This window comes from Bradyrhizobium sp. USDA 223 (assembly GCF_044909005.1).
GTDB classification, from domain to species: Bacteria; Pseudomonadota; Alphaproteobacteria; order Rhizobiales; family Xanthobacteraceae; genus Bradyrhizobium; species Bradyrhizobium yuanmingense.
Genome location: NZ_JBIYDR010000001.1, coordinates 2,250,088 through 2,273,536, shown reverse-complemented (window position 1 = coordinate 2,273,536; position 23,449 = coordinate 2,250,088). Strand labels below are relative to the sequence as shown.

At 64.8% G+C, this 23,449-nt stretch carries 19 protein-coding genes and 1 pseudogene; 16 read left to right on the top strand and 4 right to left on the bottom strand.

Annotation, left to right across the window (positions count from 1 at the left end; translation table 11 throughout):
• Positions 1 to 2: 2 nt before the first annotated feature.
• From ABIA40_RS10380 to ABIA40_RS10355, 6 genes are all read left to right on the top strand, one after another.
• On the top strand, positions 3 to 626 hold the full coding sequence (locus ABIA40_RS10380) for an HAD family phosphatase (protein ID WP_036025208.1): 624 nt from the start codon (positions 3 to 5) through the stop codon (positions 624 to 626).
• A 158-nt stretch (positions 627 to 784) separates the two neighbouring features.
• Positions 785 to 988 (top strand): hypothetical protein, encoded by a 204-nt coding sequence (locus tag ABIA40_RS10375; protein ID WP_128265692.1) that lies wholly within the window; start codon positions 785 to 787, stop codon positions 986 to 988.
• Positions 989 to 1,207: 219 nt separating this feature from the next.
• On the top strand, positions 1,208 to 2,416 hold the full coding sequence (glp, locus tag ABIA40_RS10370; RefSeq protein WP_271537726.1) for a gephyrin-like molybdotransferase Glp: 1,209 nt from the start codon (positions 1,208 to 1,210) through the stop codon (positions 2,414 to 2,416).
• Between the two features lie 176 nt (positions 2,417 to 2,592).
• Positions 2,593 to 3,294, top strand: a complete 702-nt coding sequence (gene lexA, locus ABIA40_RS10365) for a transcriptional repressor LexA (protein ID WP_036009965.1) — start codon at positions 2,593 to 2,595, stop codon at positions 3,292 to 3,294.
• A gap of 385 nt (positions 3,295 to 3,679) precedes the next feature.
• Positions 3,680 to 4,114 carry a hypothetical protein gene (locus ABIA40_RS10360; protein ID WP_271537723.1) on the top strand — a complete coding sequence of 145 codons (435 nt, stop codon included), beginning with the start codon at positions 3,680 to 3,682 and terminating at the stop codon, positions 4,112 to 4,114.
• A gap of 217 nt (positions 4,115 to 4,331) precedes the next feature.
• Positions 4,332 to 5,273: a GAF domain-containing protein gene (locus ABIA40_RS10355; protein ID WP_404540913.1), complete on the top strand. Its 942-nt coding sequence runs from the start codon at positions 4,332 to 4,334 to the stop codon at positions 5,271 to 5,273.
• Between the two features lie 6 nt (positions 5,274 to 5,279).
• Here the strand turns inward: ABIA40_RS10355 and ABIA40_RS10350 are convergent, their stop codons facing one another.
• The 4 genes and pseudogenes from ABIA40_RS10350 to ABIA40_RS10335 form a co-directional block, all read right to left on the bottom strand.
• Positions 5,280 to 7,559, bottom strand: coding sequence for a ComEC/Rec2 family competence protein (locus ABIA40_RS10350; protein WP_404540912.1), 2,280 nt, complete (start codon positions 7,557 to 7,559; stop codon positions 5,280 to 5,282).
• Positions 7,560 to 7,654: 95 nt separating this feature from the next.
• Positions 7,655 to 7,774 (bottom strand): annotated as a pseudogene (locus ABIA40_RS10345) (DUF2171 domain-containing protein); the annotation flags it as partial.
• A 158-nt stretch (positions 7,775 to 7,932) separates the two neighbouring features.
• The gene (locus ABIA40_RS10340; protein WP_157283616.1) at positions 7,933 to 8,319 is read right to left on the bottom strand and encodes a nuclear transport factor 2 family protein; all 387 of its coding nucleotides are present in this window, start codon (positions 8,317 to 8,319) and stop codon (positions 7,933 to 7,935) included.
• 17 nt (positions 8,320 to 8,336) lie between these two features.
• Complete coding sequence (locus tag ABIA40_RS10335; RefSeq protein WP_271537714.1) at positions 8,337 to 10,013, bottom strand: glutamine--tRNA ligase/YqeY domain fusion protein; 1,677 nt, start codon at positions 10,011 to 10,013, stop codon at positions 8,337 to 8,339.
• 155 nt (positions 10,014 to 10,168) lie between these two features.
• On the opposite strand from ABIA40_RS10335, the gene gltX reads away from it, so the two are divergent.
• The 10 genes from gltX (at position 10,169) to ABIA40_RS10285 (ending at position 23,447) form a co-directional block, all read left to right on the top strand.
• Positions 10,169 to 11,596 carry a glutamate--tRNA ligase gene (gene gltX, locus ABIA40_RS10330; RefSeq protein ID WP_271537712.1) on the top strand — a complete coding sequence of 476 codons (1,428 nt, stop codon included), beginning with the start codon at positions 10,169 to 10,171 and terminating at the stop codon, positions 11,594 to 11,596.
• Between the two features lie 144 nt (positions 11,597 to 11,740).
• Positions 11,741 to 13,045: a citrate synthase gene (gene gltA, locus ABIA40_RS10325; protein WP_271537710.1), complete on the top strand. Its 1,305-nt coding sequence runs from the start codon at positions 11,741 to 11,743 to the stop codon at positions 13,043 to 13,045.
• 152 nt (positions 13,046 to 13,197) lie between these two features.
• Positions 13,198 to 15,672, top strand: a complete 2,475-nt coding sequence (locus ABIA40_RS10320) for a CHAT domain-containing protein (RefSeq protein WP_271537708.1) — start codon at positions 13,198 to 13,200, stop codon at positions 15,670 to 15,672.
• Between the two features lie 206 nt (positions 15,673 to 15,878).
• Positions 15,879 to 17,060 carry a triacylglycerol lipase gene (locus ABIA40_RS10315; RefSeq protein ID WP_271537707.1) on the top strand — a complete coding sequence of 394 codons (1,182 nt, stop codon included), beginning with the start codon at positions 15,879 to 15,881 and terminating at the stop codon, positions 17,058 to 17,060.
• Between the two features lie 211 nt (positions 17,061 to 17,271).
• The gene (locus tag ABIA40_RS10310) at positions 17,272 to 18,450 is read left to right on the top strand and encodes an ROK family transcriptional regulator (protein ID WP_271537986.1); all 1,179 of its coding nucleotides are present in this window, start codon (positions 17,272 to 17,274) and stop codon (positions 18,448 to 18,450) included.
• 59 nt (positions 18,451 to 18,509) lie between these two features.
• Complete coding sequence (locus tag ABIA40_RS10305) at positions 18,510 to 19,796, top strand: ABC transporter substrate-binding protein (protein ID WP_157283611.1); 1,287 nt, start codon at positions 18,510 to 18,512, stop codon at positions 19,794 to 19,796.
• Positions 19,793 to 20,713, top strand: coding sequence for a carbohydrate ABC transporter permease (locus ABIA40_RS10300; protein ID WP_198399729.1), 921 nt, complete (start codon positions 19,793 to 19,795; stop codon positions 20,711 to 20,713). The genes ABIA40_RS10305 and ABIA40_RS10300 overlap by 4 nt, the downstream gene beginning before the upstream one ends.
• Complete coding sequence (locus ABIA40_RS10295) at positions 20,706 to 21,563, top strand: carbohydrate ABC transporter permease (protein WP_198399728.1); 858 nt, start codon at positions 20,706 to 20,708, stop codon at positions 21,561 to 21,563. The genes ABIA40_RS10300 and ABIA40_RS10295 overlap by 8 nt, the downstream gene beginning before the upstream one ends.
• A gap of 10 nt (positions 21,564 to 21,573) precedes the next feature.
• On the top strand, positions 21,574 to 22,683 hold the full coding sequence (locus ABIA40_RS10290) for an ABC transporter ATP-binding protein (protein WP_271537702.1): 1,110 nt from the start codon (positions 21,574 to 21,576) through the stop codon (positions 22,681 to 22,683).
• Positions 22,680 to 23,447, top strand: coding sequence for an SDR family NAD(P)-dependent oxidoreductase (locus tag ABIA40_RS10285; protein ID WP_271537700.1), 768 nt, complete (start codon positions 22,680 to 22,682; stop codon positions 23,445 to 23,447). Before ABIA40_RS10290 ends, ABIA40_RS10285 begins: the two co-directional genes overlap by 4 nt.
• Positions 23,448 to 23,449 lie beyond the last annotated feature (2 nt).

The following is a 23,449-nucleotide window of genomic DNA, read 5'->3' as shown; positions in this document are numbered from 1 at the left end:
CAATGACATCGCTCTCTCCCGGCAGCGCGGATGCGCTGCTGTTCGACCTCGGGCGCGTTGTGCTCGACATCGACTTCTCCAAGGCGATCGCCTGCTGGGCGGGACATGCCGGCTGCCAGCCCGAGGCCATCATCGCGCGCTATGTGCGCGACGAGGCCTACCGGTTGCACGAGATGGGCAAGATCAGCGATGCGGACTATTTCGCCTCGCTGCGGTCCTCGCTCGGGATCGGCATCTCGGATGCGCAATTCCTGGAAGGCTGGAACGCGATCTTCGCCGGCGAGATGCCTGATATCGCCGAGCTGCTGCCGCGGGCGGCGAAGCAGATGCCGCTCTATGCCTTCTCCAACACCAATCGGCCGCACGTCGACTATTTCTCGAAGGAATATGCCGGTCTGCTCGGCCATTTCCGCGAGCTGTATCTGTCCTCCAGCATCGGCCTGCGCAAACCGGATGCCGAGGCCTTCGACCATGTCGTGGCGGCGATCGGCGTGCCGGCCGAGCGCATCGTGTTCTTCGACGACCTCGCCGAGAACATCGAGGGAGCGCGGGCGCGGGGGTTGACCGCCGTGCATGTCACCTCGCCGCGCGATGTCGGGAACGCATTGAAAGCACTGGGGATCTGAGCCGCGGGAAAGCCCGGAGCGCGCTCACTTGCCGGAACAAAAACTGCTGAAATTGTGGAACCTGATCACTTTGTGCATTTTTATACAGAGTTCCGGGAACGGAATACCACCTTTCGGACTCATGAGTCCGTTGGGACTTCTACATTGGACTGATCGACGTGCTGGGCAAGACCTATCTCACCAAGCAAGCCTCTCTCCTGCTCGAATTCGCTAGAACCACCTCGGATTCTGACCTCTCCGCCAAGCTGATCAGCAAGGCCGCCGACCTGAAATCCCAGGCCGATCCGCTGCCCGACAAAGATCAGGGTCCCAAGGCGCCCGACGTCGCGGATTTCAGTCCAGGCGATCCGACGGAGCGTTGACCGATGCTGGCCGTGGCGCTCGTCATTCTCGTCCTTGCCATGGCAATCCTCGTTCCGGTCTGTCTCGCCTTCCGCATCATGCCGCGGCGGAGTTGAGCCGACCTCCTCCACCCCGCGATCACGCAGGATAAATCATCCCGCGTGCTGCTTTGCCTCACGCCTGCACTCGGCTAGAACTCTCGCCGCCCATTGACTGATGTGCTCAGCAGGAGTTCGCCCGTGGCCCTGATGCCGGTTTCTGACGCGCTTGCCGCGGTGTTGGCCGGCGTCGAGCCGCTGGCTGAACAGATGGTTTGCCTCGACGAGGCCTACCATCGTGTGCTCGCCCGCGATGTCGCGGCACGGCGCACGCAGCCGCCGGAGGCAATGTCGGCGATGGACGGCTATGCCGTGCGCACGGCGGACGCGGCATACGATTCGAGGTTGACCGTCGTCGGTGAGGTCGCGGCGGGCCGGCCGTTCGCGGGAAGCGTCGGCCCCGGCGAAGCCGTGCGGATCTTCACCGGCGGCGTCGTTCCCGACGGCGCCGATGCCGTCGTGATCCAGGAGGACACGGCTGCCGACGGCAAACATGTCACGATCAAGGAAGCCGCCATTTTCGGCCGGCACATCCGCCCTGCAGGCGTCGACTTCCGCGAAGGAGACGTGCTGCTGCGCAAGGGAATCCGTCTCACCGAGCGCGATCTCGCCCTTGCCGCCGGAATGAATCATCCGCATCTCGCCGTCATCCGCCGCCCGAGGGTTGCCGTTCTCGCCACCGGCGACGAGCTCGTGATGCCAGGCACCACGCCTGGTCGTGGCCAGATCGTCTATTCCAACGGCTATGCCCTGCATGCGCTCGCCCGCAGCGAGGGCGCCGAGACCATCGACCTCGGAATTGCCGCCGATACGCTGGAGGCGACGTCCGCCGGCATCCGCAGCGCGCGCGAGAGCGGCGCCGACATCCTGATCACGACCGGCGGTGCGTCGGTCGGCGACCACGACCTGGTCCAGCAGGCGCTCAAGGGCGAAGGCATCGCGATGGCGTTCTGGAAGATCGCGATTCGGCCCGGCAAGCCGATGATGCACGGTCGACTAGGCGCGATGCGCGTGATCGGCCTGCCCGGCAATCCCGTGTCGTCCTACGTGTGCGCCTTCCTGTTCATGGTGCCCTTGATTCGCGCCCTGTCGGGCCGTTCAGCGATTCATCATCAGCGCGAGCGCGCCGTGCTGGGCCGCGATCTCGCCGCCAACGACCAGCGCGAGGATTATCTGCGTGCGCGACTGGAGGTGCGCGACGACGGCACGCGCGTCGCCCTTCCCGTCAGCCATCAGGACTCCTCCCTGCTTGCGAATCTCGCTGCGGCACAGGTACTTCTCGTGCGTGCACCGTTCGCGCCGAAGGCCGAGGCAGGGACGCCTTGCGAGGTGCTCCGGCTGCCCGTCTGAGCCGCCCAGCCACACGCATTCCGCGAGTTTGGCCGCGTTCACCATAAATTAAGCAGTTGCGGAACACATATCGAACATATAGTGTCCGTTCATGATTTGTTTCGAGGATGTAGCGGCTTATTGCCGACTTCATCGTCTCGGAATCGAACGACATCAACCGGGGGACTTTGGTCGAGATGTTGACGCGCAAACAATACGAGCTTCTGCGGTTCATCAGCGAGCGTCTGAAGGAAAGCGGCGTGCCGCCGTCCTTCGACGAGATGAAGGATGCGCTCGACCTGCGCTCGAAGTCAGGCATCCATCGCCTGATCACTGCGCTCGAGGAGCGCGGCTTCATTCGCCGCCTGCCCAACCGTGCCCGTGCCATCGAGGTGATCAAGCTGCCCGAGCTCCAGGCCGCCGCCGGCAATCGCCGCGGCTTCACCCCGAGCGTCATCGAGGGCAATCTCGGCAAGGTGCGCGCGAGCTCCAGCCCGCCCGCGGACGAGGGCGAGCGCCCGGTCGCGGTGCCCGTGATGGGCCGCATCGCCGCCGGCACGCCGATCGAGGCACTGCAGACCCGCAGCCACACCATCAGCGTGCCGCCGGACATGCTCGGCTCGGGCGAGCACTACGCGCTCGAAGTGCGCGGCGATTCGATGGTCGAGGCCGGCATCCTCGACGGCGACATGGCGCTGATCCAGCGCAACGAGACCGCAAATACCGGCGACATCGTGGTGGCATTGATCGACGACGAGGAGGCCACGCTCAAGCGCTTCCGCCGCCGCGGCGCCTCGATCGCGCTCGAGCCCGCCAATGCCGCCTACGAGGTCCGCATTCTTCCGCCGAACCGCGTGAAGATCCAGGGCAAGTTGATCGGGCTTTACCGGAAGTACTGATACCGGAAGTCTCAAGCGCCGCGCGCGCTTCGATCGGCATCGGCGATCCAGGATCGGAGCGGATACTTGTCCGCTCCGGCTGGACGGTTTCTCTGGTTCTGCGCCGGCTGTCCGGTCCATCTTCCCGCGCGACATTCGCCCGCGCAGGCGCGCAGCCATTTCTGCTTCGCCGGTAGAGTTGTGCCGGCAGTGCTGATAGCTCCGGCCGAATGCAAGGACGCGAGGTTTGTTCCTATCGAATCCGGGAAAGATAATGTGATCGCGTGCTGCGAACGCGAGCCGCAGATTTGCCCATAACCGAGCAGAGCGTTGTATGCTTCCACTCTGATAGAGGCCTGCGCCTCGAAAGAGACGCGGGTCGCTATCCCAGCATGAGGAGCACCCGATGTGTGACTACAGCTTGCATGCCGTCGCGACGCGCCCCGCCGTAGTCGGCGAGACGATCGTCACGACAACCTTCCGCGGCACCTCGACGCGCGGCTTCGCTTCTGAAGCCGATCCCTCCGTCGCGGTCTGTCTGCTGCCGGGAACGGAGCTCGCTTTCGCCGACGACGTCCGCTACGACAACCGCTGGATCTGGACGCGCACCGTGAACTCTCGCGTCGGCAAGTTCGGCAAGATCGACCCGCACATTCCCGATCGCCATCATGACGCGATCGAATTTCCCGACGGCAAATATGTGCTGGTGACGCAGCTCGTCGAAGGCCAGCGCGCGACCGTGCTGCAATTGCCGGTGACGCAGCCGGCCCCCGAGCGCGAGCACAAGCCGCAGACCGTCGCCGACACGCGGCCCACGATCACGCGCCTGCCGATCGGCTGACGCCCTTCGGCCGAAAGGCCGAGCCCGGGATTGAAATTGCCGTCGCCGGCCGAGGCCGGCGAGCCCGGTGGGTTTTTGTTTCAGGACATTCGATCGGCGAGCCCGCCGCCGCGCCTCGTCGCCGCATGAAGTTTGGGCCGTCCTGCCTGAATTTTGAACGTTCGCTCCGCAGCCAAATGACCGATGCTGCAGTGGCTTGAGGCGGCGGACAGGCTCGATGAAGACCTTCATTCGCGTCGTTGAACTCTGGGTACCCGACCGGACGCGCATGCGGCTGGAATTCGGCGGCGGCCTCTACGACGAAGGGCTGTCCGCGTTCAAGGCCGTCAGCGAAGAGCTGCACTTCGGATATGACGAGGGACTTCCAGGCAAGGCCTGGGCCTGTGGCCACCCCGTCATCCTCACGAAATTCGCCAACTCCTATTTCAAGCGGACCGATCAGGCCGCTGCGGCCGGCCTCACCTGCGGCGTGGCGGTGCCGGTGTTCGCGGGCGAATTCCTGCAAGCCGTGCTGGTGCTGTTCTGCGGCGACGACGAGGCGCACGTCGGCGCGATCGAACTCTGGCACAACGATCCTGATCTCTCGCATGAGATGGGGCTCGTCGATGGCTATTACGGCACCGCGGACATGTTCGAATTCAACTCCCGCCACACCAGATTTCCGCGCGGCTTCGGCCTGCCCGGACGCACCTGGAAGGCGGGCCTGCCACTGATCATCAAGGACTTGCACGACGCCAAGAGCTTCTTGCGCTGGGAGGACGCCGCCAAGGTCGGGATCAATCTCGGCGTCGGCGTGCCCTACGGAACCGGTACCGACCAGACCTGGGTTCTGACATTCCTGTCCGCGCAGGCAACGCCGATTGCACGACGCTTCGAGATCTGGGTCCTGAACGAGGACCGTTCGGCGCTGGTCTTTCGCGCCGGCGATTGCAGCGCACAGACCGACCTCGCCGCACGCTATGCGGCGCAGTCCATCGCCAGGGGCGAAGGCAGCATCGGCGGCGCCTGGGCCGCCGGCATGCCCGCCCTCAACGACGATCTCACCCGTGACGGCTCGATCGCCGGCTCCGAAGCCTGCGCAGCCGGGCTGAGCCGAATGGTGGCCCTGCCGGTCATCGGCAACGGAAGGCTTGACGCCGTGCTGGCCTGGTATTTGTGATCCGCGTCAATCGTCGGCCTGCAAGTCGGCCTCGGATGGCGTTGCGTCCCGGCTGCGGGGCACGGCCGCCTTCGGCACCAGGCTGCCGTCGAAATCCCCCTCGCCGGCGCCGGCAGGCAGCCAGGGACGGCTTGCCCCTCTCGCTCTCACCGCCTGCACCGAAAAACCCTCTCCGCTTCGCGTCAGAGCCAGTGCGCCCTGACTGGCAAGACGCGCCCGATCGACCACCATCGCCGCGCAATCGGACGGCGCGGGCCGCGCCGTCACCACCAGCGCGGCGCGGCTGCAATCATCAGCCAGCGCGTCGATGCGCGTCGCCAACGCGATCAGCCGTCCGTCCGCGAGCGGCGCCACGCAGCCGGACTCGTCACACGACACCCCGCTCGCCAACGAGGCGTTGCCGGCATCGCGCGGATCGGCATCGGCAGCCAACCACTCCTTCAGCAGGAAGCTGTCCTTGCCGGCGCGGATCACCTGCAAGCGCCCATCCCCGCCCCGGACCGCGACGCTCGCGCCGTCCCCGGCAATCAGGATATCCGGCTGCCGTACCGACAGCCCCCAGAGGATCGCTGCCAGCAGCACCAGGGCGCCGGACCAGCGCAAGGGCGTGCGCAACAGGCCCATCACGATGAGCCCGAGGCTCGCCGCGATCAGCGGCGCGATGCCGAAGGCGGGAATGCGGCCGACGGCGCCCGGCAGGGCCGCCACCCAGCGCGCGACCAGGACCATCCACTCGATGCCGATCCCCATCAACCACCAGAACACGCCGTCGAGCCCGAAGGGCGCAGCGAGCAGTCCGAGCAGCCCGGCCGGCATCACCAGCGCCGAGACCACCGGCATGGCGCCGAGATTGGCGAGCACGCCGTATGGCGTCACGCGATGGAAGTGGAAGGCGGCGTATGGCGTGGTCGCGAGCCCCGCGATCAGCGAGGCCAGGAACAGCATCGCGATCTCGCGGCCGCCCCACAGCGCGATCCGCGCCGTCGCGGAATGATCGGGCGAGGCGAGCAGGTTCGGCATGCCGATCTGCACCAGCGCCACCAGCCCGAGCGTTGCCGCAAACGACATCTGGAAGCTCGGATGCACCAACGCCTCCGGCGCGACCGCGAGCACGATCAGCGCCGCCACCGCCAGCGTGCGGAAGGTGATGGCGCGGCGGTCGACCATCACGGCGATCAGCACCACCGCCGTCATGAAGAAAGATCTTTGCGTCGCGACCTCCGCGCCCGACAGCAGAAGGTAAAACGCGGCCGCGACCAGCGCCGCCGCCGCCGACCACTTCTTGATGGCAAAGCCGGCCGCCAGCCCCGGGATCAAGGCCAGCAGCGCGCGCACCGCGAAGAAGACGACGCCGGCGACGACCGCCATGTGATAGCCGGAGATCGACAGCACATGGCCGAGTCCCGAGACGAACATGGCATCGTTCACGGGCGCGGTGATCGCATCGCGCCGCCCCGTGAGCAGCGCCGTCGCAATCGCGCGGTTGTCGCCTTCGAGCGTTGCGCGGATGCGCGCATCGATCGCGTCGCGCAGGCCCTGCATGAAGGCGGCATAGCGCAGCCGCAGGCCGCCGCCATCCGGCGGCGAGGACGCCGTGATCGCGCCCATCACGAAGCCGGAGGCGCCGATGCCCTGGAAGAACATGTCGCGCGAGAAATCGTAGCTGCCGGGGCGCACCGGTGAGATCGGCGGCATCAGCCGCGCCTTCAATTGCACGAAGCTGCCGACCTCCGGCGCCGTGCCCTTGCGCACCGAGAGGCGGACGCGCTCGAGCTTGACGTCGCTGCGCTGCGCCTCTATCGCGCTGACGCGCAGCACGAAGCGATCGGTGCGCTCGCGGATGTCGCGCGCTTCCACGAAGCCCGACAGCGACACCGAATAGAGCGGTTTTGCCAAAACGGTGTGCGCGATACGCGCGGTCTTCCAGGTCGCCACGGCAAAACCAGCCGCGACCGCCGCGAGCATGATAGCAGGCGCAAACAGCCGACTTCGCCGCAGCAGCAACGCGCCGAGCATCAGCGCGATGGCTGTGGCGGCAACCACCCACAGCACCGGCTCATGATCGGCGGCGAAATAAAGCGCGATGCCGCCGCCGAAGGCGACCGGCACCCACGGCAACAACCGGCCAGGCCCGGCCTCGGCCCGCGCCCATTGGCGCAGCGTGTCGACGATCGCCGGCCAGATGCCGAGGCCCGCTGGCGCCAAGCCGCCGGCCGGGGCGGCGCGGCCGACCGGCCACGTCCCGGCAACTCCCTGGGACCGTCCTGGCCGGCCCGGCTCCGCCATTCCCCTGCACCTTACGATACGCGACGGCTGCAGAGGCTACCGGACCGTGCGGCTGCGCGAATAGCGGTACAGATCAGGAACAGGCGTGGACCGGCTTACTTTTCCTCTTTCATCGTCACGGCGACGTCCGCCTTGGCAGACAGCCTCACCTTGTGTCCTTCGACATCGGCAACAACGCCCTTGTCGATGAAATGATGGTGCCCTTTGGAGTCACCTCAACCCTCGGAGAGAACTCCGGTTCGTATCCTTCCGTCATTCCGGGGCGCGCCACTTGGCGCGAGCCCGGAATCCATAACCACGAACTGGGGTTATGGATTCCGGGCCTGGCCCTTCGGGCCATCCCGGAATGACAAACTGGTGAAGAGAGTCCTGCTCAGATCAGCGGCGCCTGCGACGAGGCGTGGTGATTGACGATCTTCCAGTCGCCGTCCTCGCGGATGATGACCCAGCTCATCTTGACGACGAGATCATCCCGCTCGCCCGCGAGATCGAACGTGATGGTCGCGGCCATGTTGATCAGATCAGGGCCGGCCTGCGCGGCGTGCACGTCGGAGAAGGTCGCGCTCGGCCTCCCCCAGCGCGGCAGGCCGTTGAAATAGTCGGCGACGCCATCTCGGCCGCGATAGAGCTTCGGGTTCGAACCGAAGAAGAACGCGTTCCTCGCATAGAGCGACGACAGCGCGGCTGCATCGAGCGTCGCGAAGCCGGCGCACCATTTCGCGATGATGGCGGAAACGATGGCGTCGGCTTCGCTGCTCATGTCCTGCTCAGCCCTTCTCAACCCTTGGCGACTTCCTTCGCGAACGTGTCGCGCAGGCCGATGGTGCGCGAGAACACCGGCTTGCCGGGCGTCGAGTCCTTGTCGCGCACGAAATAGCCCTGACGCTCGAACTGCATCGGCTCGGTCGAATTGCTCTCCGCAACGGATGCCTCGACCCGCGCATCGGCGAGGATCTCCAGCGAGTTCGGGTTGAGATCGGCCGCGAAGTTTGAGGCATCCGGGCTCGGATTAGCGAACAGCTGGTTGTAGATGCGGATCTCCGCCGGCTTGGAGGCCGCTGCCGGCAGCCAGTGCATGGTCGCCTTGACCTTGCGGCCGTCCGGCGCATTGCCGCCCTTGGTCGCAGGATCATAGGTGCAGCGCAGCTCCACCACCTCACCCTTGTCGTTCTTAATCACGCCGGTGCACTTGACGAAATAGGCATAGCGCAGCCGCACCTCGTTGCCAGGCGACAGGCGGAAGAACTTCTTCGGCGGGTTCTCCATGAAGTCGTCCTGCTCGATATAGAGCTCGCGGCCGAACGTGATCTTCCGCGTGCCTGCCGAGGGATCGTCGGGATGATTGATCGCCTCGAGCTCCTCGGTCTGCCCTTCCGGATAATTCTCGATCACCACCTTGAGCGGCTTCAAGACCGCCATGCGCCGCTGCGCCGTGCGGTTCAGCTCCTCGCGGATGCAGAACTCCAGCATGCCGACATCGACGACGCTGTTGGCCTTGGCGACGCCGATGCGCTTGACGAACTCGCGCAGCGCGGCCGGCGGCACGCCGCGCCGGCGCATGCCCGCCATGGTCGGCATGCGCGGATCGTCCCAGCCCGCGACATGGCCGTCGCGGACGAGCTGCGTCAGCACGCGCTTGGACAATAGCGTGTAGGTCAGGTTCAGCCGCGCGAATTCGTACTGATGCGGCTGTGAGGGCACCGGCAGCTTCTCGATGAACCAGTCGTAGAGCGGCCGGTGGTCCTCGAACTCCAGCGTGCAGATCGAATGCGTGATGCCTTCGATGGCATCCGACTGGCCGTGGGCATAGTCGTAGCTCGGATAGATGCACCATGCGTTGCCGGTGCGCGGATGGTGCGCATGCAGGATGCGGTACAGCACGGGGTCGCGCAGATTGATGTTGCCCGCGGCCATGTCGATCTTGGCCCGCAGCACGCGCGCGCCGTTGGGGAATTCGCCCGCCTTCATGCGGCGGAACAGGTCGAGGTTCTCCTCCACGGAGCGTTCGCGGAACGGCGAATTCTTGCCGGGCTCGGTCAACGTGCCGCGCGAGAGGCGGATCTCCTCCTGGGTCTGGTCGTCGACATAAGCGAGGCCGTCGCGGATCAGCTGCTCCGCCCATTCGTACAGGCGGTCGAAATAGTCCGAGGCGAAGAACAAGTTCTTGCCCCAGTCGAAGCCGAGCCAGCGCACGTCGGCCTGGATTGAATCGATATATTCCTGCTCTTCCTTGACCGGGTTGGTGTCGTCGAAGCGCAGGTGGCAGCGGCCCGGAAACTCCTGGGCGACGCCGAAGTTGAGTGCGATCGACTTGGCGTGGCCGATATGCAAGTAGCCGTTCGGCTCCGGCGGGAACCGGGTCACGATCTCCTTATATTTGCCCTGATCGAGGTCGGCCTGGATGATGTCACGAATGAAATCGCGCCCAACCTCAGCTGCCACCGGTTCTGTCATTACGAAAATCCTGTAGGGAAATCAGCGGTCCTTCTGCCAAATTCGCGTGGCCGCGCCAAGAGCATAAGCAAGGCCTGCCGGGTCCGCAGTCGCCCTTTAGTTATGTCCCGTTCCTGCTATACACCACCGCCTCCAATGCATAGGCCCTGCCAAGAATGTCCGATTCCGTCGTCACGCGCTTCGCTCCCTCGCCGACCGGCTTCCTCCATATCGGGGGCGCCCGCACGGCGCTGTTCAACTGGCTCTATGCCAAGAAGCACGGCGGCAAGATGCTGCTGCGGATCGAGGACACCGACCGGGAACGCTCCACGGAGGCGGCGATCGGCGCCATCCTCGACGGGTTGAAGTGGCTCGAGCTCGGCTGGGACGGCGAGGTCATCTACCAGTTCGGCCGCGCCGCCCGGCACCGCGAGGTCGCCGAGCAGCTGCTGGCCGACGGCAAGGCCTATCGCTGCTACGCCACCGCCGAGGAGCTTGCCGCCATGCGCGAGAAGGCGCGCAGCGAGGGGCGCACCCGCCTCTATGACGGCATGTGGCGCGACCGCGACCCGGCGACGGCTCCGAGCGACGTCAAGCCCACCATCCGCCTGCGCGCGCCGCAGACCGGGGAGACCGTGATCGAGGACCAGGTGCAGGGCCGCGTGGTCTGGCAGAACGAGAACCTCGACGATCTCGTCCTGCTGCGCGGCGACGGCAACCCGACTTACATGCTCGCCGTGGTGGTCGACGACCACGACATGGGCGTCACCCATGTGATCCGCGGCGACGACCACCTGATCAACGCCGCGCGCCAGAAGCAGATCTACGATGCGATGGGCTGGGCGCTGCCCAGCATGTCCCATATCCCGCTGATCCACGGCCCGGACGGCTCGAAATTGTCCAAGCGGCATGGCGCGCTCGGCGTCGATGCCTATCGCGCGATGGGGTACCTGCCGGCTGCGCTGCGCAACTATCTCGTCCGGCTCGGCTGGAGCCACGGCGACCAGGAGATCTTCTCGACCGAGGAGATGATCGACGCGTTCGATCTCGGCAGCGTCGGCCGCGCCGCCGCCCGCTTCGATTTCGCCAAGCTGGAAAACCTCAACGGCCACTACATCCGCCACGCGGACGATCAATCGCTCGTGAAGATGCTCGAGGACGTGCTCGACCACATCGTGCCGAGCCGCGACGAGATCAAGGCCAAGTTAAACGACACCACGCGCGCGCAGTTGCTCAAGGCCATGCCGGCCCTCAAGGAGCGCGCCAAGACCTTGATCGAGCTGATCGACGGCGCCCATTTCATCTTCGCCGACCGGCCGCTGGCACCGGATCCAAAGGCGCAGGCGCTGCTGACGCCCGAGAACCGCAAGCTGATCGGCCAGCTACATTCCGCGCTGGAGAAAGTCGAGACGTGGAGCGGCGCCAGCACCGAGGCCGCGCTGCGCGCCTTCGCCGAGGAAAATAGTCTCAAGCTCGGCGCTGTCGCCCAGCCGCTTCGGGCGGCGCTCACCGGACGGACGACGTCCCCTGGTATATTTGAGGTTTTGGACGTGCTGGGGCGCCAGGAAAGCCTCGGCCGGCTTAGGGATCAGGCTACAACGTAAGTCGACCATGCGTGCGGCGATCTTGCAGCGCACATAGCAATAATATACCCATCTCCCCCACATTCTGGAACATCCGGCCTGCCCCTATGGTCGCCCTGGGGGTCTCCGGCTCCGGCCCGTCTCACCACACATCGGGGACCTCTGATGGACGCAAAAGAAAGCCCAAAGACCGCGACGCTGACGGTCGGAAACAAGAATTTCGATCTTCCGATACTCAGCGGCAGCGTCGGGCCTGACGTCATCGATATCGGCAAGCTCTACGGCCAGTCCGGCCTGTTCACCTACGATCCGGGCTTTACCTCGACCGCGAGCTGCCAGTCCAAGATCACCTATATCGACGGCGACGCGGGCGTGCTGGAATACCGCGGCTACCCGATCGAGCAGCTCGCCGAGCACGGCGACTTCCTGGAGACCTGCTACCTCCTGCTCTACGGCAACCTGCCGACCGCCGCGCAGAAGAAGGATTTCGACTACCGCGTGACCCATCACACGATGGTGCACGAGCAGATGGCCCGCTTCTTCCAGGGCTTCCGCCGCGACGCCCATCCGATGGCGATCATGGTTGCGGCCGTCGGCGCGCTCGCCGCCTTTTATCACGACTCCACCGACATCAACGATCCGAAGCAGCGCATGATCGCCTCCATGCGCATGATCGCGAAGATCCCGACGCTGGCTGCGATGGCCTACAAGTACACCGTCGGCCAGCCCTTCATTTATCCGAAGAACTCGCTCGGCTTTGCCGAGAACTTCCTGAACATGTGCTTCGCGGTGCCCTGCGAGGACTACAAGGTTAGCCCGGTGCTCGCCGACGCGCTGGAGAAGATCTTCATCCTGCACGCCGATCACGAGCAGAACGCCTCGACCTCGACGGTGCGCATCGCCGGCTCCTCGGGCGCCAACCCGTTCGCCTGCATCGCGGCCGGCATCGCCTGCCTCTGGGGCCCGGCCCATGGCGGTGCCAACGAGGCCGCGCTGAACATGCTTTATCAGATCGGCACGGTCGACAAGATCCCCGAGTTCATCGCCAAGGTGAAGGACAAGAACTCCGAAGTCCGCCTGATGGGCTTCGGCCACCGGGTCTACAAGAACTACGATCCGCGCGCCAAGATCATGCAGAAGATGTGTCATGCCGTGCTCAAGGAGACCGGCCATGGCGACGATCCGATGCTGAAGGTGGCGATGGAGCTCGAGAAGATCGCGCTCAGCGACCAGTACTTCATCGACCGCAAGCTCTACCCGAACGTCGATTTCTATTCGGGCATCACGCTGAAGGCGATGGGCTTCCCGGTCTCGATGTTCACCGTGCTGTTCGCGGTCGCCCGCACCGTCGGCTGGATCAGCCAGTGGAGCGAGATGATCGAGGATCCCCAGCAGAAGATCGGCCGCCCCCGCCAGCTCTACACCGGCGTCGCAAAGCGCGATTACGTTCCGATCGGCGATCGCAAGTAAGTCCGGATTTATCGTCCTGCGAAACGGCGTCACCCCACGGGTGACGCCGTTTTCATTTTGCGTGCCGTCCGGATGGCCGGCATGATTTCCTTTCAATCTACGCGAGTTTTCTGGCATGCTGCATCCGTGCTCGCGAAGCCCGGAGACCGGTCATGTCCGCGAAGACTGTAGCGTCCCCACGAGCGAAGGCCGGCCGCCGGAAAGCCAAGAGGCCCGCCGCCAAGGCGCGAGCGCGGCGGCGCCGCACGACGGACGCGACGGCCAACGACACCGGCCAGGATTTACCGCCCGTGCCCGCGGTCGAAGAGCAGTCCGGGGAGTACGTGGTGCGAATCCGCTATGGAGGCAGCAAGGGCATGGACGAGATCGTCATTCCGATTGACGATCGGGCATTCTACCCCTCTGTCCAGCGCTGGCGCTACGTGATCGCCAACCGGAGACGGATCGTCCGTTCGACACGCGACGATCTCAGCCGGGAGCTTCAGCAGCTGATAAAGGATCACGCTCGCAATTTCGACGAAGACCAGATCCTTTCGCGGATCAAGGATATGGCGGCCGCCAAACTTGTTGAAGTCGGAATCCCTTACATTGCGGAGGAGGTCGGGCGGTCGGCAAGACTGTTCCCCTGGGAGAGCGCGCTGTGGTTGGCCACCGCCCCCTATCGCAGCGAGCCAAGCGAATTTGCGGTCGTCCGCCATCTGGTAGTTGGATCGCCATATCATCACCAGCTGGCACCCTTGACGGCGCTCGCGGTCGACAGCGGACCCGGAAAACTGCGCGCGCTCTACGAATTCGCGCGAGAGATCGAGATGGTCAGCAGCGCGCTGAAAGAGGTCCGGACCGAAATCATCCGGGATCCAGACCGTCAAGGCCTTCGCGCGAGGATCGAAGCGCTTTCCCCTTCGATCGTGCATCTCGTGGGCGTAGACCCGATGTCTCTGGTCGAGCAAAAGCTCATCGACCAGGCGACCAACGAAGAGGACGGCTTTGTCCTCCGCGCAAGCCCGCAGGGAAGCTCCCAAGGAAGCACTCAAGCCTACGACGCCGTCGGTTCGGTCGACCTGGCCTCGATCGTCACAGCCGGCGCGCAGAAACCCCTGCTGGTGGCAATCAGCAGTTGCTACAGCGCGCAGAGCCTTGCTCCTCTTGCCACCGCGCAAGGCGCCAGGCACGCAATCGGTTTCGTCGACACCATCACCGATGCCGACGCCATGCTGTTCTTCAGCGTCTTTTATCGGACCTTGACGCAGGATTGGAACGTCAAGGACGCTTTCCTTCGTGCCCGGCAACAGTGGATGTCCCAGCCCGGCGGCGACAACGAGCAGCGCTCGGGAGTAGCACTCTGGAGCCAAGTTTCGCTCCTCGACAGCTCTCAGGCTGGAACGATCGCGGCCCGCTCCGCGCAGTCGAGAAGAGCCGCGAAGCACAGGGCAACCTACAAGGACCTCAGGCTGGACATCACTTTGGTCCAGGACAAATCCGTTCCCGGTCGGATGCGTAAGACCTCGAGCGCGAGTTTGAACTACTCGCTGCTTCACAACGACCGCTCGCCGTTCAGTATCTTCACGGTCCACAAAACCAAGGCAGGTCCGCTCGATCTGCTTCAAGTCGAAGTGGTGCTGGAAGTCGGTACGGAATCATGCCGCTGCCGCTTCTCAGAGGAACTGCCGGAGGAAGACGCCACACTCAATCTTCTCGACAAGATCCGGCTCCCTCTCGTCGCGGGCATGCTGCGGCAGACCAGCGAGAGCTTGAGGAGCAACCTCTATATCAAGGTCCAATGCGGCGACCGGATCTTGCGCGAGTCCAGCGAGCGCGTGACCGTGCTTCCGGCAGACGAGTGGCGGGACGACGGCGAGGATCATCGCTGGCTGCCCAGCTTCGTTCTGCCCCGAGACCCGACGGTGTTGAAGGTCGTCGCCTGTGCCCAGCGTTATCTGCAAACATTGCTCGATGATTGCTCTGCAGGCTTCGACGGCTACCAGCAAGTGGTTGAGGACGATTCCAATTCTCCCAACGTGGTCGATCCTCAGGTTCAGGCGATCTGGGCGGCCCTTCAGCACGATCTGCCCGTCAGCTACATCAATCCGCCGCCGTCCTACACCAGCCAGTCGCAGCGGCTTCGAACGCCGACGGAGATATTCAAGGGCAATGCAGCCACCTGCATCGATCTTGCGCTTCTGTTCGCATCGTGCCTGGAGTTCGTGGGCATCTATTCGTCGGTGTTCCTGATTACGGGACACGCGTTTCCGGCCTACTGGAGAAGCAACAAGGCCTGGTGGCGCATGAAAAGCTTTCGATTCGACCAGAGCGAACAGCAGATGCCCGGGCAGATCGGCCGTAGTCAGGACGGCTTCACGACGGGGCAGTCGGCCAATACCAAAGGCCAGACTGAGAGCTGGATGTTCACCGGTACCGACAATCTCGCCGAGCTCCTGAGCTACGTGCAGAAAGGCGAGCTCGTACCGTTCGAGAGTACCTTCGTGACCGCGCGGAAGGGCTTCTTCCAGGCCCTGGAACGGGGCGCGAGCAATCTGCATCCGCACAGCTTCGACGCAATGATCGACATTCAATCCGCCCGCGGCGAAAGCGTCACCCCACTTCCCCTGCTGGACCGGCTCGGCTAGCGCCCCGCGACAAAACACGGAGCCCGCATGACTACGCTCCTTTCTTTCGACGATTGGCTCGCGTCGATGCCGGAAATTGAAGGCGTCCGGCCGCTCGATCGGCTCACGGACGGCATGCGGCCGCAATCCTACCGGCCGACCTATCGGCGCCAGCGCCCGCCGACGGATCCACGGAACGGCTGCCGGATCAGCAGATCATTTCACTCGTGCGCGACGGCGGGATCCTGAGATGGCGCCTCGGCGCCGCCATTCCGATGATGTCCAGTCGCGCCGGATCGCGCGCCGCGCTCCCGACGGGACAGATCGTAAAGCAGTACGCCTTTGAGACTCTCGACACGTCGCAGGTCTATGATGCGCTCCTCAAGCTCGACAGGACGCTGACTCCTGATGCGTCTTATGCGGTCAAACCGTCGACGGGCCTCAGGCGGTTGGTACAGGGCCAACTCCAGCCGCTGACACTGGCCGACCTCGCCGATGTTGCGGGAAAGCGCGTATTGCTGTTGATCCACGGGACGTTCAGCGGATCTGCGGCTCTCATCAAGAACGGACTGGCGAAAGTTCCCGAGGGGCAGCAGCTGCTGACGGGAGCGGAGGCGAAATACGACCTGGTGATCGCCTACGACCACCCCACCCTCAGCGTGAGCCCGGTGATGAATGCTTTCGATCTGGCTGCATTGTTGCGACCTGCGCCGAAGGAGCTCGACATCGTCTGCCACAGCCGCGGCGGACTGGTGGCCCGGTGGCTGTGCGAAGGATTTTGCGAGCCCGCACTGAAGCGCCGGGTGATCTTCGTCGGCTCGCCCCTGGGCGGCACCAGCCTGGCGGCTGCCCCACGTCTCCGCAGCACGCTCGATCTCTTGACGAACATCGCAGACGTCTTGCGGGCGGGCGCGGATCTCGCCGCCGCCAACCCCTTCTTCCTTGCGGCGAGCGGATTGCTGCGGGTGTTCAGCACCGTCACCAATCTCGCCGCCAAGACACCGATATTCGATGCCGCCTTGGCTCTCGTTCCCGGGCTCGATGCGCAATCACGCACCGGCAACAATGAGGAGATTCGACGCCTGCGCATGAATACCGGGAGCGGCGAGTTTGGCGCCCAGCCCATCCAGTACTTCGCGATCAAATCGAATTTCGAGCCGACGGAGATCGGTTGGAATTTCCTCAGGATATTCTCCAAGCCGATGCAGCGTCTCGGCGACCTCGGCGCCGACATCATCTTCGAGTCCGAAAACGACCTGGTCGTCGATACTTCGTCGATGTCCGAAGTCGCGGACGGGCGCCAGGTGACGATCGTCCATGATTTCGGCACGAACCCCCACGTGCACCACACCAACTATTTTGCCCAGAAGGAGACGGCCGCGGCGATCGCGAAGACGTTCACGATCTGAGGTGCGTGACGAGATCGCATCATTGCGCGCTCATCCTCATCGATTGCTGACGTCGCTTCGCCGCGCCCCCTAAATGAGCCGCCGGTGGTGGGTACGCCATCGGCCGGTTTGCTGCCACGCACAACAACAAGTCCGTGCTCACGGCGGCAAGCGCCTTGACAGCCGAAATGCTCCGCGCGCATTCTTACTCTAAGTAAGAATGACGACAGGGATGGAAATGCCGGAGCAGCCGAGAAGTCGGCGGCAGACGCGCGCTGCCATTTTGACTCATCTGCTTCAGTCGGGCGGCTCGTTTCGTCCGCCGCTGGCCAAGGCCGTGCGTCTATCGGAAGCGAGCCTGTCGCGCATCCTGCTTGACCTGAAGGCCGAGGGCCTGATCGAGGAAGTGCGGCGCCCTGCCCCTTATGTCGGCGGCCCGACCGGTCTCGTGTCGCTCGACGGCGCGGTGGCGCTGGCAGCCTTCGAGCTGACGGCGCAGCGGCTCAGCGTCGGGGTCGGCGGCCTGTCGGGTGAACTGCACTACACCGAGCGCGTGCCGCTCCCGAAGACGCCTGACGTCGAGACCGTCGGCCGGGCATTTCGCGAAGCGATGACGTTGTTGCGCGACTGGACGCGACGCCGCCGGATCACCCTCTCGCAGATCGGCGTCTCGATTCCCGGCCTCGGCCGTCTCAGCATATCGGCCAATCCGATCATTCCCTGCGACGTCGCTCGCATCAGCGACATGTTCGGCGCGATGTTCGCGGGCGTGCCGCTCGAATTCACCAATTCGGTCGTCGCGCATGCCACCTTTCACCGCTGCCGCACGGAAAACTACCCGTTCAACGACACGCATCTGTTCGTGCTCGTCAGCCACGGCGTCGCCGGCGCCTGGATGGATGATCCGGCCGAGGCCGATGCTCTGCAGCCGATCGAGCTCGGCCACATGGTGTTCGGGCCTGACGGACCGCGCTGCCGCTGCGGACATCACGGCTGCGTCGAGGCCTATACGTCGATTCCCGCGCTGGCCGCGCTTCTCGGCGTTTCCGAGACCGAGCTGCTCCAGCTCGGCAACGAATGGGTCAACACGGTCCCGATCTCAGCGCGCGTGCGGCAGGAGTTGCGCCGGCGGCTGTTCCGGCTCGGCCTTGCGATCGGCAATACGCTGAACGTCAAGCCGTGCGGCGGCGTTGCGATCAGCGGCTGGCCGTCGCTTCTCGCTGAAGAGGATCGGAAAGCACTGGTCGATGGCATCGACGCCTGCCTGCTGGGCGGACGCAAATTGGCACAGGTCTCCCTCGCCTTCGTGCCGCCGTCGACGGGCAACGACCCGCAGGCTGCGCTCGCCTTTGCCGCCTTCTGTCTCGCCAGCCGTGGCGGCATGCCCGCGGCATCGACGGAGGCGGCCTGACATGCGCTGAGCCTGAACGGCCCGCAAGGGCGAAAGATTTCACACCGGGAGGAACTGCCATGCCGATCACAACAACAAGGCGTCGTCTGCTCGCTGGATCTGCTGCCGCGCTCGCATTTCCGCACCTTGCCCGCGCGCAAGGCGCGGCCAAGCCGCGACTGACCGCAATCTCGCAATGGTCGGCGGGCAGCGATGGGGCCGCCATTACGGCGCTCGGTAAGAAATTCGAGGAGAAAGGGGGCGTCTGGCAGCACTCGCCCGTCCCAGGCTTCACCACGGAGATGATGAACAAGCTGCGGGCCCAGATCATTGCCGGCGATCCGCCGGCCTGTTCGCAGCTCAAGGGGCCCGAGATCGCGGCTTGGTCGAAGATTGCTCCGACCGTGGATCTCGACAGCATTGTCGCCGCCGCCGGCTATGAGAAGGTGGTCGCGCCGGACCTTGCGAAATTGCACAAGCCGGGAGGCAAGTGGATCGCCCTGCCGCTCCAGATCTACAGCACCAACATGCTGTTCCTCTCCAAGCGCGGGATGGACAAGGCTAAGGCCGACAAGATCCCCGTCACCTGGGCTGACTTCAACGAACTTGCCGACAAGATGAAGTCGGCCGGAATGAACTACCCACTCGCCAATGGCGGCACCCGTCCCGATGACGGGCAAAAATTCGAGGCCTCCTTCGCCGGCATCAGCCCGACCGCATATCGCGCGGCGATCATGAACCTCGACAAGAAGGCGCTGGAGGGGCCCGAGATCAAGGCTGCCTTCGCACAAACCCGCAAGATCGCCGACTGGTGCGACCCCAATGTTGGCGCACAGCCCTATGCCACCAATCTGAAGCGCTTCATCGATGGCGACATGGGCATGATGATCCAGGGCGGATGGGCCCAGGGCGTGTTGCGCAACGCCGGGTTCAAGTTCGACGATTTCATCATCGCGCCCGGGCCCAGCGACAACGGCAAGCCGGTCTTCCTCTTGAATGCCGATGCCTTCATCTTCTGGCAGCGCAAGGAGCCTGACTTGCAGGCCGGCCAGATGCTGATGGCCCAGCTCGTCATGGATCCGGCGATCCAGACCATGTATTCGCAGATCACCGGATCGATTCCGGTGCGCACCGATGTCGACCTCTCCGGCGAAGGCTGGTCGGACGGCCAACGGCGGACCGCAGCCGCGCTGAAGGACGCGGTCGCCAACAATCAGGCCGTCCTCAGCCTTGCCCACAACATGGCGCAGCAAAACGGCCTGACCGCCGCGATGATCGACGTGCTCACCGAGTACGTGAAGAACAAGACGATCAAGCCGGAGCAGGCGGTCACTCGTCTTGCCGATGCCGTCGAGGGTGCGCGTTGACCGACGTGGTCGCAACAGCAGCGCGGCCGGCGACGCCCGACTGGGTGCGCCGGCTGCCCGAATATCTGATGATCTGGGTGCCGCTGCTCCTGTCCGCGGCGCATCTGGTGACGTTTTCGCTCTGGACGATCTGGATCTCGTTCACCCCCTCCACCCTGGTTCCTGTCACTGGCTGGGTGGGTCTGCGCAACTACTCGGCGGTCCTGGCGAGCCGGAACTGGCAGATCGCCTTCGACAATCTGCTGCTGTTCGGCAGTGCTTTCGTGCTGCTGAGCCTGGTGACCGGTCTCCTGCTCGCGATCCTGCTCGATCAGCGCATTCGCGGCGAGAACGTGCTGCGCTCCATCTTCCTCTACCCCCTGGCCGTGTCCTTCGTGGTCACCGGCACGGTCTGGAGCTGGCTGCTCAATCCCGGCATCGGCATCCAGAAGCTCGTTCACGACCTCGGCTGGACATCCTTCAGGTTCGACTGGCTGGTCGACCGCGACATGGCGATCTGGACCATCGTCATCGCCGCGATCTGGCAATCCTCCGGCTTCGCCATGGCGCTCTTTCTCGCCGGTCTCAGATCCGTCGACGCCGACATCATCAAGGCGGCGCAGATCGACGGCGCCGGGCCGATCCGAATCTACCGTCGCGTCGTCTTGCCCACACTCTGGCCGATCACGATCACCGTGGTCGTAGTCCAGCTGCAATTTGCGATCTCGGCCTTCGATCTCGTCCGCGCGCTGACCAATGGCGGGCCTGGAATCGCGACCCAGCTGCCGGCGCTCGTCGTCTACGACCTCATGTTCCAACGCAGCCAGCTCGGCCGCGGCGCGGCAGCGGCGGTGCTCATGCTGCTCATTCTGCTCGCGGTGCTGCTGCCCTATGCAGCCTGGCGTTATCTCCGTCGACGGCGGGCCACCCATGCGTGAGCGCACCTTCGCGCCGAGCCGGCTTCTGATCTATCTCGTCGTGTCGCTGGTCGCGGCCGCCTATCTCGCGCCATTGGTTGTGGTCGTCCTGAACTCGCTCCGCAGCAACGAGGAGATCGCGCAGGCCTCGATGATCGGCTGGCCGCAACAATGGGCCTGGAGCAACTACGCGAGGGCCTGGAGCGGTTTCTGCGTCGCCGAAACCTGCGCCGGCATCCGGCCCTACATGCTGAATTCCGCGCTCGTCACGATACCGGCGACGATCATCTCGACCCTGCTCGGCGCAATCGCCGGTTACGCCGTGTCGCTCTGGCGTTTTCGCGGCGACAACTGGATCTATGGCATCGTGACGCTTGGCCTGTTCCTCCCCCAGCAGATGCGTCTGTTGCCCTGGACCATCGTGCTGCGGGACGTCGGCCTCATCAACACGCTGACCGGCCTCGTGCTGATTCACACCATTCAGGGGCTCTCCTTCACCACGCTGTTCTGCCGCAACTATTACGTCGCCGTTCCCCATGAATTGATCAGGGCCGCGCGGATCGACGGCGCCGGCTTCTTCCGCATCTTCTGGCGCATCATCCTGCCGCTCTCCGGGCCGATCTTGATCGTCACGGTGATCTGGCAGTTCACCCACATCTGGAACGAGTTCCTCTATGGCGTGACGTTCACCACCGGCCAGCAGCAACCCGTCACCGCAGCTCTCATCGCGCTGTCCGCCGCAATCGCCGATATCCCGCAGCATGGCGTGCAGAGCGCAGCGGTGATCATCGCCGCGCTGCCCACGCTGTTGATCTACCTTCTCGGCGGCAAGTACTTCGTCCGCGGCCTGACTGCCGGGGCCGTGAAATGATGGAGTTGTCATGGCAGCACTGAGCATTCGCGCCCTGTCCAAGCGCTACGCCAATCTGGAGGTGCTGAAGGACATCGCGCTCGACATCGAGAGCGGCGAGTTCACCGTGCTGGTCGGACCGTCCGGCTGCGGCAAATCCACGCTGCTCAACATCGTCGCCGGGCTGGACCGCCCGAGCGCGGGAACGATCGAAATCGGCGGCCGCGTCGTCAACGACGTCGCGCCGAAGGACCGCGACATCGCCATGGTGTTCCAATCCTACGCGCTCTATCCCTCGATGACCGTGCGCCAGAACATCACCTTCGGCATGGAATGCCGCCACATTCCCAAGACCGAGCAGGACGCTGCGGTCGCCAATGTCGCAAAACTGCTCCAGATCGAGCCGCTGCTCGGCCGCAAGCCCTCGCAATTGTCCGGCGGCCAGCGCCAGCGGGTGGCGATGGGGCGCGCGCTGGTGCGCAATCCCCTGCTCTTCCTGTTCGACGAGCCGCTCTCCAATCTCGATGCCAAGCTGCGAGTCGAGATGCGGATGGAGATCAAGCGCCTGCATCAGCGCATCGGCGCCACCATCGTCTATGTCACCCACGACCAGATCGAGGCGATGACGATGGCGACGCGGATCGCCGTGATGCATCAGGGCAGCGTGCAGCAATTCGCCGATCCCGACACCGTGTACCGCTATCCCGCCAATCTGTTCGTCGCACGCTTCATGGGCTCGCCGCCGATGAACACCATGCCGGCGCGGCTCGAGGCCGAAAATGACGGGCCGGTCGTCGTGATCGGCGCAGGACGGCCCGACGAGCTTCGTCTGCGCCTCAGGGGATATGACGCCGCAGCACCCTTTGTCGGGCGCAAGGTGCTGTTCGGAATCAGGCCGGAATGCATTGCCGAGGGCAGCCGCACGTTTTCCAGCGAAGCGCCTGTCCTCGTCGAGGCGCCGGTGGAGCTGGTCGAGCCGACCGGTGCCGAGACCATGGTGCTCCTGCGGCTCGGCGGCGAGCCCGCGATGGCGCGAGTCTCGCCGGATATCCGCCCCGCGCCCGGCACGTCCGCCGCCTTCGCGCTCGACACTCGCCGCATTTGCCTGTTCGACCCCGAGACGGAGCGCCTAATCGCATGACGAAGACGACCTATTCCAGCCTTGCCGGCCGCGTGGTGCTGATCACCGGAGGCGCCAGCGGCATCGGCGCCGCCTTCGTCCGGGCCTTCGCGGGCCAAGGCGCGCGGGTCGCCTTCTTCGACATCGATAAGGACGCCGGCGAAGCCCTGGTGCGGGAGATCGCGGCCCCGTCCGGGCCCGCGCCGCTGTTCGTGCCCTGCGATCTCCTCGACATCGATGCCCTGCGCAGCGCGATGGCAGAGGCCCGCCGCTCGCTTGGCGACGCCGCCGTTCTCGTCAACAACGCCGCCAACGATCAGCGCCAGGCTCTCGCCGAGGTCACGCCGGCCGAGTTCGACTGGATGATCGGCGTCAATCTCAAGCACGTCTTCTTCGCGGCGCAAGCGGTGGTTCCGCAGATGCAGGCGCGCGGCGGCGGCTCGATCATCAACATGTCGTCGATCGCCTGGATGCGCGGCGCGCCGGCACTGCCGGTCTACGCCGCGGCGAAAGCGGCGATCGTCGGCTTCACCAACTCGCTGGCGCGCTCCGTCGGCCCCGACCGCATTCGCGTCAACGCGATCGCGCCGGGCATGGTGATCACCGAGCGCCAGCGCAGGCTGTGGTATCCGGACGATCGGGTCATCGCCGAGATACGTTCGCGCCAGGCGGTGCCCGATGCGGTAACGCCCGAAGACATTGCCAATATGGCACTGTTCCTCGCATCGGACGAAAGCCAGCGCATCACCAGCCAGTGTTTTCGGGTTGACGCGGGACTCGGCTAAGA

Bases quoted from the DNA above. Each gene is read 5' to 3' on its own strand.
- ABIA40_RS10380 (WP_036025208.1), top strand. From the start codon at position 3: ATGACATCGCTCTCTCCCGGCAGCGCGGATGCGCTGCTGTTCGACCTC.
- lexA (WP_036009965.1), top strand. From the start codon at position 2,593: ATGTTGACGCGCAAACAATACGAGCTTCTGCGGTTCATCAGCGAGCGT.
- ABIA40_RS10360 (WP_271537723.1), top strand. From the start codon at position 3,680: ATGTGTGACTACAGCTTGCATGCCGTCGCGACGCGCCCCGCCGTAGTC.
- ABIA40_RS10355 (WP_404540913.1), top strand. From the start codon at position 4,332: ATGAAGACCTTCATTCGCGTCGTTGAACTCTGGGTACCCGACCGGACG.
- ABIA40_RS10350 (WP_404540912.1), bottom strand. From the start codon at position 7,559: ATGGCGGAGCCGGGCCGGCCAGGACGGTCCCAGGGAGTTGCCGGGACG.
- ABIA40_RS10340 (WP_157283616.1), bottom strand. From the start codon at position 8,319: ATGAGCAGCGAAGCCGACGCCATCGTTTCCGCCATCATCGCGAAATGG.
- ABIA40_RS10335 (WP_271537714.1), bottom strand. From the start codon at position 10,013: ATGACAGAACCGGTGGCAGCTGAGGTTGGGCGCGATTTCATTCGTGAC.
- gltX (WP_271537712.1), top strand. From the start codon at position 10,169: ATGTCCGATTCCGTCGTCACGCGCTTCGCTCCCTCGCCGACCGGCTTC.
- gltA (WP_271537710.1), top strand. From the start codon at position 11,741: ATGGACGCAAAAGAAAGCCCAAAGACCGCGACGCTGACGGTCGGAAAC.
- ABIA40_RS10320 (WP_271537708.1), top strand. From the start codon at position 13,198: ATGTCCGCGAAGACTGTAGCGTCCCCACGAGCGAAGGCCGGCCGCCGG.
- ABIA40_RS10310 (WP_271537986.1), top strand. From the start codon at position 17,272: ATGGAAATGCCGGAGCAGCCGAGAAGTCGGCGGCAGACGCGCGCTGCC.
- ABIA40_RS10305 (WP_157283611.1), top strand. From the start codon at position 18,510: ATGCCGATCACAACAACAAGGCGTCGTCTGCTCGCTGGATCTGCTGCC.
- ABIA40_RS10295 (WP_198399728.1), top strand. From the start codon at position 20,706: ATGCGTGAGCGCACCTTCGCGCCGAGCCGGCTTCTGATCTATCTCGTC.
- ABIA40_RS10290 (WP_271537702.1), top strand. From the start codon at position 21,574: ATGGCAGCACTGAGCATTCGCGCCCTGTCCAAGCGCTACGCCAATCTG.
- ABIA40_RS10285 (WP_271537700.1), top strand. From the start codon at position 22,680: ATGACGAAGACGACCTATTCCAGCCTTGCCGGCCGCGTGGTGCTGATC.